Source organism: Methylobacterium sp. 22177, assembly GCF_052045615.1.
In the GTDB taxonomy this organism is placed as follows: domain Bacteria; phylum Pseudomonadota; class Alphaproteobacteria; order Rhizobiales; family Beijerinckiaceae; genus Methylobacterium; species Methylobacterium radiotolerans.
The window spans coordinates 18847-30692 of the sequence record NZ_JBQEPK010000054.1; the positions used below are offsets into that span (position 1 = coordinate 18847).

The 11846-nt window shown below is 66.4% G+C and carries 14 protein-coding genes; 3 read left to right on the forward strand and 11 right to left on the reverse strand.

Annotated features, from left to right (window positions below):
• Window positions 1-78: 78 nt before the first annotated feature.
• From ACTJK8_RS28470 to ACTJK8_RS28480, 3 genes are all read left to right on the forward strand, one after another.
• Window positions 79-1452, forward strand: coding sequence for a transposase (locus ACTJK8_RS28470; RefSeq protein ID WP_440762471.1), 1374 nt, complete (start codon window positions 79-81; stop codon window positions 1450-1452).
• Window positions 1453-1870: 418 nt separating this feature from the next.
• A complete protein-coding gene (locus tag ACTJK8_RS28475) occupies window positions 1871-4033 on the forward strand; it encodes a putative bifunctional diguanylate cyclase/phosphodiesterase (protein WP_440762905.1) in 2163 nt (720 codons plus the stop codon).
• 562 nt (window positions 4034-4595) lie between these two features.
• A complete protein-coding gene (locus ACTJK8_RS28480) occupies window positions 4596-4847 on the forward strand; it encodes a hypothetical protein (protein WP_058607661.1) in 252 nt (83 codons plus the stop codon).
• A gap of 298 nt (window positions 4848-5145) precedes the next feature.
• Here the strand turns inward: ACTJK8_RS28480 and ACTJK8_RS28485 are convergent, their stop codons facing one another.
• The 11 genes from ACTJK8_RS28485 to ACTJK8_RS28535 form a co-directional block, all read right to left on the reverse strand.
• Window positions 5146-6135, reverse strand: coding sequence for an ABC transporter substrate-binding protein (locus tag ACTJK8_RS28485; protein WP_440762906.1), 990 nt, complete (start codon window positions 6133-6135; stop codon window positions 5146-5148).
• 423 nt (window positions 6136-6558) lie between these two features.
• Window positions 6559-6747, reverse strand: coding sequence for a hypothetical protein (locus tag ACTJK8_RS28490; RefSeq protein ID WP_058606375.1), 189 nt, complete (start codon window positions 6745-6747; stop codon window positions 6559-6561).
• 11 nt (window positions 6748-6758) lie between these two features.
• Window positions 6759-7148 (reverse strand): hypothetical protein, encoded by a 390-nt coding sequence (locus ACTJK8_RS28495; RefSeq protein WP_440762907.1) that lies wholly within the window; start codon window positions 7146-7148, stop codon window positions 6759-6761.
• The gene (locus ACTJK8_RS28500) at window positions 7145-7882 is read right to left on the reverse strand and encodes a hypothetical protein (RefSeq protein WP_440762908.1); all 738 of its coding nucleotides are present in this window, start codon (window positions 7880-7882) and stop codon (window positions 7145-7147) included. Before ACTJK8_RS28500 ends, ACTJK8_RS28495 begins: the two co-directional genes overlap by 4 nt.
• 25 nt (window positions 7883-7907) lie before the next feature.
• A complete protein-coding gene (locus ACTJK8_RS28505) occupies window positions 7908-8138 on the reverse strand; it encodes a hypothetical protein (protein ID WP_440762909.1) in 231 nt (76 codons plus the stop codon).
• 14 nt (window positions 8139-8152) lie between these two features.
• On the reverse strand, window positions 8153-8605 hold the full coding sequence (locus ACTJK8_RS28510) for a hypothetical protein (RefSeq protein WP_440762910.1): 453 nt from the start codon (window positions 8603-8605) through the stop codon (window positions 8153-8155).
• Entirely contained in the window at window positions 8602-9087 is a 486-nt protein-coding gene (locus tag ACTJK8_RS28515; protein ID WP_440762911.1) for a hypothetical protein, read from the reverse strand. The genes ACTJK8_RS28510 and ACTJK8_RS28515 overlap by 4 nt, the downstream gene beginning before the upstream one ends.
• Window positions 9081-9881 (reverse strand): phage head-tail connector protein, encoded by an 801-nt coding sequence (locus ACTJK8_RS28520; protein ID WP_440762912.1) that lies wholly within the window; start codon window positions 9879-9881, stop codon window positions 9081-9083. Before ACTJK8_RS28520 ends, ACTJK8_RS28515 begins: the two co-directional genes overlap by 7 nt.
• Before the next feature lie 3 nt (window positions 9882-9884).
• The gene (locus tag ACTJK8_RS28525) at window positions 9885-10358 is read right to left on the reverse strand and encodes a hypothetical protein (RefSeq protein ID WP_440762913.1); all 474 of its coding nucleotides are present in this window, start codon (window positions 10356-10358) and stop codon (window positions 9885-9887) included.
• Window positions 10359-10387: 29 nt separating this feature from the next.
• Window positions 10388-10693, reverse strand: coding sequence for a hypothetical protein (locus ACTJK8_RS28530; protein ID WP_440762914.1), 306 nt, complete (start codon window positions 10691-10693; stop codon window positions 10388-10390).
• A 16-nt stretch (window positions 10694-10709) separates the two neighbouring features.
• A partial coding sequence (locus ACTJK8_RS28535; RefSeq protein WP_440762915.1) for a hypothetical protein occupies window positions 10710-11846 on the reverse strand: 1137 nt, incomplete at its 5' end.

Sequence of the window (11846 nt, forward strand, 5' to 3'; positions counted from 1 at the left end):
GATTCTGTTGAAAAACTCGGTGTTGCAGCGGTAGTCGTGAGGTGATTCACTCTCGTCGAGAGGCGGAGACCGAAGCAGATGATGGGACCTCGGCAAGTCGAGCAGGGCGCCCTGTTCTACGAGTTCTCGCTCGATACCCACGTCCCCGCCGACCATCTGCTGCGCGGCATCGACCGCTTCGTTGACCTGTCGAACCTGCGCGCGCACCTGGAGTCGTTCTACAGCTCGACGGGCCGGCCCTCGGTCGACCCTGAGTTGATGATCCGCATGCTGCTCATCGGCTACTGCTTCGGCATCCGCTCCGAGCGCCGCCTGTGCGACGAGGTCCACCTCAACCTCGCTTATCGCTGGTTCTGCCGGCTCGGGCTCGACGGCCGGGTGCCGGACCATTCGACCTTCTCCAAGAACCGCCATGGCCGCTTCCGCGACAGCGACCTGCTGCGGCGCCTGTTCGAGACCGTGCTCGCCCGCTGCATCGCCGAGGGGCTCGTGGGCGGCGAGGGCTTCGCGGTCGACGCCAGCCTGATCAAGGCCGATGCCAATCGACAGAAGGGTGTCGAGGGTACGAACGGCCTGCCACCCGAGAGCGTCAGCCGCGCCGCCCGGGAGTACCTGGCTGTGCTCGACGACGCCGCGTTCGGGGCTGCGACGCCGGTCGTGCCCAAGCTCGTCTCCCCCGCCGACCCGGCTGCGCGCTGGACGGGGGCGGACGGTGGGCTGGCCTACTTCGCCTACGCGGCCAACTACCTGATCGACCTCGACCACGCGGTCATCGTGGACGTCGAGCCGACCACCGCGATCCGGCAGGCCGAGGTCACAGCCGCCAAGCGCATGATCGTGCGCTCGCGCGAGCGCTTCGACCTCTACCCGGCACGGCTCGCCGGCGACAGTGGTTATGGATCGGCCGCGATGCTGGGCTGGCTCGTCCACGAACAGGGCATCGAGCCGCACATCCCCGTCTTCGACAAGTCTGAGCGCCGGGACGGCACCTTCAGCCGATCAGCCTTCACCTACGACCCTAGCGCTGACGCCTACACCTGCCCGGCCGGCAAGCACCTGCGGCAACGTCAGAAGGTCTACAGGTCACCGCCTCCGCTCGTCGACGCAGACGGGATGCTGCGCTACCGCGCGAGCAAGCACGACTGCGATGCCTGCGCGCTGAAGCCACGATGCTGCCCCAACGCATCCGCCCGCAAGATCCCACGCTCAATCCACGAGGGCGCCCGGCAGATGGCGCGCGACATCTGCGCCTCGGAGGCGGGCCGTACCTCGCGGCGGGAGCGCAAGAAGGTCGAGATGCTGTTTGCCCACCTCAAGCGAATCCTGAAGCTGGATCGGCTTCGGTTGCGGGGGCCGGATGGAGCCCGGGACGAATTCCACCTCGCGGCCGCCGCCCAGAACCTACGGAAGCTGGCCAAGCTGATCCCGCTGGGGCAGCCGAGCCTAGCCTGATCGGCTGGGGGAGGCCCTCAGCCAACCCCCCATCAAACCTCGATCCAGGCCGACCGCGAGTTTTTCAACGAAATCTGCCCAATCCAGCTGTTTGGCGCGCTCACTTCGCTGAGAGCGCGTTCAACGAGTTTCGGGGCGAGGATGCCCGCGCTGTTGAGTTGTGTGCGGTGTCGCCAGACCCACCCGACCCATTGGCAGCCATCCGCGAATTTCGTGCTGATCTGCTGAGTTCGTAAAGGGATAGAAACTAATCTGGTATAGCCTTCGATTTCGTGGGCGGCCCATCACCCCGGGCAGCAATGCGGCATGTTTTCGATTGGCATCCGCCTACGACCGAGGTGCTTGAATTAAGTTTTGCCAGACTGCCGCGATGACCCTGATGCCTATTAGCCAAATACCCCCCGACGAGAGTGAACGCTTGGCGGCTCTCGATGGATACGCCATCCTCGATACAGAGCCGGAGCAGGAATTCGACGACATCGTCCAGATGGCGAAGCGCCTCTTCGCGGCTCCCATCGCACTCGTCTCGTTCGTCGCCCGCGACCGCCAGTTCTTCAAGGCCCGCGTGGGCATGGACGTGTGCCAGACGGACCGCGCTGGCTCGTTCTGCACGCACGCCATCCTCAGCCACGAGGTCATGGTTGTGCCGGATGCGACGCGGGATGAGCGCTTCTCATCCTCGCATCTCGTGGCGCGCGCGCCCCATGTCCGTTTCTATGCTGGAGCCCCCCTCATCACCCCGAGAGGTTTCGTAGTCGGCAGCTTCTGCATCAAGGACGTCGTGCCACGCGCGGAGTTCTCAAGCGAGCAACGCGAAACGCTGCGAGATCTAGCCCGCCTCGTGATGGAGCGGCTGGAGGCTCGAAAGCTGAGGCTCACGAGCCTCGATGGCCGCAAGCAATTCGAGTCCATCGCAGCAGTCTCGCCCGATGCCATCCTTTGCTCGGACGGATCAAACGTCATTCTGTTCTGGAACAAGGCCGCGGAGCGAATGTTCGGCTACACGGCCGCAGAGGCGGTCGGCCGGCCGATATCCATCATCGTGCCGCCCGCATTCCGCTCGATGCACGAGGCCGGATTGGCACGCGCCGCCGCCGGCCATCCAACCAAACTCGTCGGCTCGGTCGTCACGGTGCCGGCATGCCGTCGCGACGGCACGGAATTTCCGATCGAGCTGTCCTTGTCGCACTGGACCGAGGGCGGTGAGCACCGTTTTGGAGCCATCGCCCGCGACATCACCGACCGGCGCATCGCGGAAGAGCGCCTCAAGCGCGAGGCGGAGATCGACCACCTGACGGGCATCGCAAACCGCAAGGTACTTGCCGAACGAATGAATCAAGCGGGTCGGGACGCCTCACCCGCGACGCTCCTCCTGCTAGATCTCGACGGCTTCAAGGACGTCAACGACAGCCTCGGCCACGCGGCCGGCGACCAGGTCCTCAAGACGATCGCCGCCCGGCTCGTTACGGAAGTCGGGCAGACGGGGCTCGTGTCCCGTCTCGGGGGAGACGAGTTCGCCGTGTTCCTGAGCGAGGTTGCGGACCCCATGGCCGGCATCTCCCTGGGCCACCGGCTGATCGCCGCCATCGAGCAGCCCATCGAGATCGACGAACGGTCTGTCTATGTTGGGGCCGGGGGCGGGATCGCGGTGACCGACGGCGGCGTCTGGGACCCGGACGAATTCCTTGGGGATACGGACCTCGCCCTGTATCGCGCCAAGGCGCAAGGCCGGAGCCGGGTCCATCTCTACACGCCGGAACTCCGTTCGGTCGCCCGGACGCGCACGTCCGTGAGTTCAGGCATGCGAGGGGCGTGGGACCGAGGCGAGTTCGAGATGTACTACCAGCCCCAGGTGCGCCTCGACACCGGCGTCATCACCGGGGCGGAAGCCCTTATCCGCTGGAACCATCCAGAGCGCGGCCTCGTCAGCCCAGCGGCGTTCCTCCCGACACTGGAGGCAAGCCTACTCGCAGTTCCGGTTTCCGAGTGGATCCTCCGCACGACGTGCCGGCAGGCTGCTTCCTGGCGCGCACGTGGGCAGGGGCGGTTCCGCATCGGCGTGAACCTGTTCGCCGCGCAATTCAGGTCCGGCGACTTGCCCCGCGTAGTCGAACATGTCCTCGACGACTGCGCCCTTCCTGCCGAAGAGCTAGAACTTGAGATTACTGAGAACATCATCCTCAACAGCGACGGCCGGGTCAATGCCGACTTGGCGCAGCTGCGGGAAATGGGTGTCGGTATCGCCTTCGACGACTACGGCACCGGTTATGCCTCGCTGACGATGCTGAAAGACTATCCAGTCACGCGGTTGAAGATTGACCGATCCTTTGTAAGCGGGATCGACCGCAGTAGGAAGGATCAGACGATCGTCGAGGCAATTTCCTACTTGGCGCGCGGGTTCAACCTTGATGTTATAGCGGAGGGGATCGAAACGCATGAGCAGGCCGAACTCATGCGTCAGCACTGCTCGGAGGGGCAGGGCTACTTCTTCGGACGGCCGATGACCGCCGAACGCTTTGAACAGGTGTTCATGCAACGCCAGAATTGGCCTGAAGCAGTGATCCCCTCTGCCGCGTCATAGTATGCCATGTTGAACTACATCATGAACCGTATGGGCCAGTGTTGACTACCTTCCGTTACCATCTCGACATCTGCATTTCCGGCTCGTCGCTCCCAAGCAGACTGGCATAAAGCCACCCGTAGGAGCCCATTCGTGTGGTTCGGTTTATGTTAAGCCTCAGCGGTCCTTGTTCAGCTTCGGCGACCAATAAACCGAGGCTCCCAGAAGCTCGCGGGATCGAGCAAGTGCCTCGGCAGAGTGCTGCGCTGTCAATTTGTCTAGAGCCAGCGAGGTCCGCATCTGCTGCTCCAGCAAGCGGCGCTGCTCGGCGGGTTTGAGGGTGGCCCGATTAGTCATCGGCACACCGTAGCTATCCGAGACCCCGGCTACACTAACTCATGTTTCCGATGCTGGCCTGTTTCATATGCTCCCGACGCGCAGGCTACTCACCGGGCCGTCGGCCCTCTGCTGCCTAAACTGAACCGCTGCTGATAGCTAAAATAACCAAACAAAACTAGCGTAAAGGCTGCGGGCACCATCATGAATTAAGGCCATCGCGGCGTCGCGATGGCAGAAATGCTTAATGGGACCCAAGCCCTCCACCGCCCGCATCCTCCGGCGGATCGCCGCTGAGCTCGGCTTGCCAGTCGCCTCCCTTTATAATCAGGAAAGAGCTTCATCCCCCGACAGCGAGGCGATGACGAAGGCGGTTGCAGCGCTCTTGAGCGCATACGCTGCGGTCCGTGATACGCAGGAGCGTCAACGCTCCGTCGCTGTCGTGATCGCGGAAGCAGAGCGTCTGCGCAACCTGCTGGACGCTAGCGACAAGGAGTAAGGCTTCGGCAGCGTCCGACTTGGCTCCGAACGTCTTCAAAACCCGCTAAAGGTCGTGATCGGCTCCCGCGGCTACGTCCGCTTGGATGCATCCGCCATCCAGAAGCAGACCGGCAGAAATCCACCCACAGCGGTCCTCCCGCTTGCGACCCAAGTCGGACGCACAAGCCGGCTTTGTAGTGTCTCGAAAGCCGCCATGCCGCCGTCGAATGTCGGCATGGCGTGATGGTCAGAAACATACCTTCGACAGCAAGAGAGACGTATCAACCTCGTCTCGAGAGCACGAAAGCTGAATTAGTCTATTCGATCACCCTATCCGCGAAGCTTTCGATGTTTAAGGGAAACCGCAAAGCTAGCGCATTTGCGGATCGTTGATTCAGGACCAACTCAAAAGTGTTCGGCTGCTCAATCGGCAGCAACCCCGGCGAAGCGCCGCGAAAAATTTTATCGATATAGATGGCTGAGCGCTTCCACAATTCGAGCGTAACAGGTCCATAACTCAGAACCGCACCAGCATCCGCCAGAACCGAAAATTCCGACATAATTGGGATCCGGTAGTTTATTGCAAGCTTGATCAAAAGATCCCTATTCGCGACGACGACAGCGTCTTCCGTCGTCAATATAACGTCCGCTTTCCAATCCCGGATGCTGAGCAGGACGCCGTTCATCGCAGAAGGATCAGATATGTCGAAGCGCTTCGTATCGATGCGATAGGCGGCGCCCGCCTCCGCAATACTCTTCGCTTTGAGAAGTACGCTGTCGTTTTTCATGTTGCCCAAGACGGCGATGCGATGCGAGTCCGGAACGCAGGCGCGGGCAAACTCCACTCGCTTAGCGCTCAGATCTGATGCATTGAGGCTGAACCCCGTGATGTTGCCGCCAGGGCGCGACAGGCTTTGGGCTAGACCAATCCCAACAGGGTCGCCAATTGTCGCCATGACGATCGGCAAATCTTTCGTCGCCGCGACTGCGGCTTTAGAGGCCTCGGTTCCCGCCGTCAGGATGATGTCTACTCGGGCGGCGATGAGATCCATGGCCAGTCCGGCTGCACTGTCAGGATGTCCGCTTACGTACCTGATTGTGACATCGAGATTTGTACCGGTCTTCCAGCCAAGCTCGTCGAGCTTGTTTCGAACGGCATCAAGGCGTCGGCTGGTTTCGGGATCGTTCTCGCCAGATGGCATCAGAATACCGAGGCGCCGGCTTTCTTTTACAGGTTGCGCATTCGAGCGACCAGGAATGAGCGCCATAGCCGTAAATACACCAATCGCTGTACGGCGGGTCGGCATCGCCTCTCCTAGTCAACGGGCTGTCGCCTGACGGGATAACAAATGTATGAGCATAAGCGAAGTGCTCGAAATTTATGACCGACTCGAGCTATGGATGGCACCCACGGCCCCCGCAGCAGGTTGCGCGTCTCAACAATAATCAATGCTGCGCAGAAGCGGATCGAGGAAGAGCGACTAGGCCGTTTCGGCCGCACCTCTTTGTCGGATCGCGGGTGGTAGAACTCGAACTCCGCAGGCACGAGAGGCTGGGCCGTCAATTGGCGTCCGCTCTGACACGGTGGTCGCCCGAAAGCGGACCGGCGGCCTTCCACCCGTTGCAGTCATAGATCGTCGTCAGCCATGCGACCGGAAAGCGGACGTTCCGGGCTTATGCAATGAGTCGGAAGCGGTACCGCCGAGAACCGAGCTGATCGACCTTTGATCCTACTGCGCCTTCACCTGCCCATCCGGGAAGCGCAGGATCATCGCGCCGATGCCGCTCGGATCGTCGACCTCGGCTCCGGCCGATGCAGCGGGAGGCGGCAGCTCGGCTTGCGCCTTCACGCCCATGAACGCCGCCACCAGTTCGTGGACCGGCGGATGGGCCGACCAGTAGCGGTAGAGCCGCCGCACGTCCCAGAGCGTCAGCTCGCCGACGGCGTCGAGGGACCATCCGGTGACGGTGCAGATCCGGCCGTAGACGGCGTCGAGGTCGAGGCGGCGCCTTGCGCCGCCCGCGCTTCCCCCGGGTCGGTACCCGGCAGGTAGCCCGCCAGGATCAGCACGGCGCGCGTCGCCTCGGCGAGATCGGCGCTCGTGGCCTCGAGATCGCGCAGGGTCGCGATGTCCGGCTCGTGGTCGCGGGCGAGCGCCGCGCTCACCACCGCGAGGCCGTAGGCGAACGGGCTCTCGCCGGATCCACGTGCCACGAGCGGCTCCAGAGCCTCGACCTGGCGCAGGGTGAGCGGACGGATGGTCCAGGTCTTCGACCCGAGGGTGATGGTGGCCGGTTGCGGCCGCGGATCGGCGCTCATCCGACATCCCCGAACGACCAGGTCGCGACGTTGCCGGCCGCGTCCGCGAACACGCTGAAGTCGAACTCCGGCATGACGAAGTCCTCGAGCTTGGTGCCGAACCCGAGCTTCGAGGACGTGCAGTTGTTGAAGCGCACGTTGACCGCGTTGCCCTGGAACGTCGTGTAGAACTGCGCCTGGAAGGTCGGGGTGGTGCCGAGCAGCTGGTTGGTCACGGTGAAGTGCTGGCCGGCGCCGGCCAGCGCGTAGGTGTAGTTGATCAGCAGCAGCTTGCCCTGGTCGGCGGCGGCGAAGGTGTAGACGCCGCCGGCCACGCTGTACTGGCCGGCGGCCGGCGCGCTGGCCACCTTCGTGAAGGGCAGGCCGGTGAGCGCGTTCAGCACGCCGAGATCGTCGGCCGCGGTCGCCGCATTGGCGACCGTCACCGTGTAGGGCGACCCGGCCGGGATCGTGCCGGACTCGCCGAAGGCGGTCATGAGCTGCCCGGGCACCGGCGTGACGCCGTAGAACAGCGAGGCCATGGCCAGCCCGGAGATCCGGGCGACCTTGGCCTTGCCGGTGGTCTTGATCGTGCCGCGGGCGATGGCCAGCGGGTGCTGCTGCTGGCCGTAGAGTTCCTTGATCGTGGCGGTCTCGTCCATCGTGACTTCCTGGACGAGGCCGAAGTTGACCGGGGTCGCGCTGGCGATGTCGGTGCGGGTGCCGATCAGGACCCCGGAGCCGAAGGAATACATGCGGGTCTCCTCTCAGGACATGGGATCAGGACACGGCGCGCTCGATCTCGGCCACCAGCGCCTTCACGCGCTCCTTGAAGGCGTGGACGAGGTTCCACAGCGCAGTGTGGTGGCCGAGCGCGCTGCCGCCGAGCATGTCGGCGTGCAGGTTGTCGATGCGCGCAGCCAGCGTGTCGCCGCGGGCGAGCGGGCCGTCCGCGCGCACGGGTGCAGGCTGGGGCGCCACGCCGGCGCCCGCATTGGTCTCAGATTCCATGGGGTTCTCCTGGGTCAGGGAAGCTCGATCGCGACGGGCACGACGAGGAGACCGTCGCCGTCGAGGTCGCCCGGCACCTTCACCGGCCGACCGGTGATGCGGACCATGTACGGCGTGCCGGCGAGCGTGGTGCGGCCCAGAGCCAGATCGGCGCCGGCGGGCGCGAGAGCCTGGTCGAGGGCGTCCATGATGTCATTGAGCTGCGCCGCACCGACCACGCGCGGGTCGCGGGCGTCGATGTAGACGAAGATCTTCACCTCGATCGTCCGCCGCGGCACGGCGCCCGACGACCACGCGTAGCTCTCGTCGCCGCCCTCGTGCAGGAACACGGCCGGGCGCTGGTGGGCCGGAACGTCGGCGAACAGCTTAAGGCGCCGGGTCGGGCCGGATCTCCAGCGATAGGCGCCGGCCACGACGGTCTGGAGCGCGACCAACGCGGCATTGCGTGGGCCGAGCGGGGCGGTCACCTCGCGATCCCCCGGGCCACGGCACCCTTCAGCGCCGCCACGATCACCTCGGCCCGGTCGGCGAGGGACGAGCGCATGAACGACCGCTCCGGCGTGTTGGCGGTGCGGGTGAAGCTGCGCACGTCGACCGCGCGCGGGGCGATGGCGTGCCCGAAGGCCTGCGTGATCGTGCGGACATGAGCCGCGACGGTCTCCGCGCCGGTGAAGCCGAACTCGTGGCGGGCGCAGTACTTCACGTCGCCCGACTGGCTCACCGTGCCGGTCACCGCGTCGTCGCGGGTCTCGACATCCGAGAAGATCGAGCGGCGCAGGCGGCCGGTGATGACGTTCAGCACTTCGCCGGAGAGCTTTCGCTTGATCAGCGCCTCCAGCACCAGCCGCTCGACCTGGACCGCTTTCACCATCTCGGCGCGGACGGCGTCGGGCATCCGGTCGAACCGGGCGACGACCCGGGTCTCCGCGACCTGGATGTCGGTCAGCACGGCGGCACCACCGCGCGGTAGGGCTGCAGCGCCGCCGAGACGAAATCGGGCACGGCCGCGATCCGGTACGAGACGGTCTCCTGGCCGCCGAGCGACTTCGACTGCATGCCGACCCGCTCGGCGTAGGCCATGCGGTCGCGGATCCAGTCCAGCGCGGCGTTGGCGAGATCGGCCGGGACGTAGCCGTAGGTGATCGCCACCGCCTCGCCCACGTCCTCGGCCGAGAACAGGTAGCTGCCCGCGTCGGTGACGGCGTACTGCCCCTGCGCGGGATCCCGATCGACCTGGGTGAGTGCCGCGCCGGTGCCGAAGGCCACGCCGAGATCACAGGCCCAGGCGCCGTAGGGCTGGTCCGGATACACGACGCACGGCGCGCCGCCCGGGATCGGCACGGGCCCCACCGCGATCCGGTAGCCGGCCGTGTACGTCACCGAGACAGCTGCACAGCCGGGACGCCCCGGAAGGGTGAGCACCTGCGGCCGGCCGGGCGGGGCCTCGTCGGCGGGCTGGAGCGTGTAGCCGGCACGCGATCCGGCGTCCTCGGCGGCCGCGATCGCTGTCGAGCCGACGGTAACCGCCTCGATCCCCGTGACCGGCCAGTTGGCGAGGAGGATGCGGCCAGTTCCCCCGGTCCGAACCTCGGTGTAGCGCCGCGGCAGGATCGCGGGGCGGTTCAGCGCGGTCAGGATCATGCGGCTCACCGCCGTGATCAGACGCTGCACCGCGCCGTCGGCATCCTCCTGCACGCCGAGATCGGCGAGCCGGACGAGGTCGTGGGAACTCGGCCAGATCATGGTTCAGGCGGCGGGCGCCAGGGCGTCCCGGGCCCTGGCCCGCAGCGTGTCGTTGTCGACCGGCGGCACGACGCGGATGCCGCGCTTCCTCAGGAAGGCGAACAGCTCGTGGCGCTTCATCACGTCGATGTCCGCGGCGGTGACCTTGGCCGGATCGATCCGCTCGGCGTCCTCCTGCTCCAGGCGCCGGCGCTGGTCCGCCTCGGCGATCATGCGCGCCACGTCCTCGTCGGGCATCGCCGCGACCGTCTCGGTGAACAGCGCCACCAGCCGGGCCCGATCGGTGTCGAGCGGTCCGAGAGACACGGCAACCGAAGCTGTGGCCGGGCCCGGCGCATCCCACGGCGTGAAGCCGTGCGCCTCCAGCGCGCGACGATAGCGCGGGTCGACGTGCACCGCGCCGTCCGCGTCCGGCTCGAGCGCGTGGCCCTGGTGCGAGAAGCCGGTCAGCCCCGCGGGGGCGCGCATCCTGATCATGTCGGGGTTCCTGCTGCGAGTGGCGGGCGTCAGGCCGGGGCGCCGGTCCAGACGTTGCGCCAGACCTTGGCCAGCCCGTCCCAGACGACGGGCAGCGACAGGGTGGTGTCGAGGTAGAGCTGGTCGGCCAGCGGCGCGCTCGGCCGTCCCGCGGTCGGGCCGGCGAGGGCGTGCGCGCCGGCGCGGATCCAGCCGTTGGCCTCCAGCACCTGCGCGTCGAAGACCGGCACGTCGAGGACGCTGCCCGCCACGCCCCGGTAGGGTCGGCCGTTGGCGACCGTTACGTGCGGGCGCCCGTCCCCGGGCGGCAGCATGCGGGCGAGCGGTGAGGGCATCTTCGTGCTGCCCCGCTCATCCGTTGGCGATGTTGGTGATCACCGCCAGGGACGGCGGGAAGTAGTGCTGCAGCACCTCGTCGGCGTAGACGCCGTACTCGTACTTCCGGGACCGCAGCGGCCACTCGATCTGGTAGTAGTCCTGCCGCGCCCGCACCTGCATGACGTTGCCGACGTTGTTGATGGGGTAGGGCAGGGTGCCGGTGGTGAACAGGATCGTGCCCGCCGGCAGGTTCGGGTGGACCTTGATGTCGAGGGTCGAGCCGCCCGCCATCGAGAAGCGGTTGAGGTAGGTGCGGGCCATGAAGCCGCCGCCGAGCTGGTCGCGGGTCACCGCGATCTCGTACTTGTAGGCCGAGCTCGCATTGCCGGTGAGGATCTTCCGGGAGATGCTCAGCGCCTCCTGGCTGTTGACCCACATCGTGTCGGGCGAGAGCCGGTAGAGGTCCCACATGGACTTCAGCACCGCGTCGACCTCGACGATGCCGCCCGCGCCGTCGGCGGTGAGCGGCGTGCCGATGCCGGCGCTGCCCGGCGGCAGGGTGACGATGGTGGCGCCGGAACCGGGCCGGAACGCCTGCGTCAGGAGCCCGTCGAAGGACAGGGCCGAAGTCGAGCGGTCGACGGCCCCGAGCGAGGCGGCGGTCTGGCTGCCCGCGGCCGCGGCGGTGATCAGGACGGAGTTGATCGTGGTGATGGCGCCCAGCACCTCGGCGCCGGCCGCGCCCCAGAACCAGGCGTAGCCGAGCGCGCCGGGCACCGGGTCGACCGAGGCCGCGATCGACCCGGTGGCGCCGGTGGTCGCGACCGTGGCGGCGGCCGAGCGGGCCGCAGCGCCGCCGCCGAACACGTCGGTCGAGCCGTCCGCGTTGGTGCGGGTGATGGTCGACTGGATGCCGCCCGCGACGGTGCCGTTGATCACGCCGTCGAGCGCCAGCGCCACGGCGATCACCGACCAGGTCCGCTCACCGAGCGTGCCGCCGGTCGCCGCGCCGGACAGAGTCGGGGTCGGCGTGGTGCCGCGCGCGAGCGAGGTGTTGCCGCCGAGCAGCATGGCCTCCTCACCGAGCATCAGGCTCTGGAGGCCGGTGCGGGCCGCGATGGCGCGCACGTCGTCGAAGCCCTGCGCGGCGTACTGGGCCTCGAACTCGAC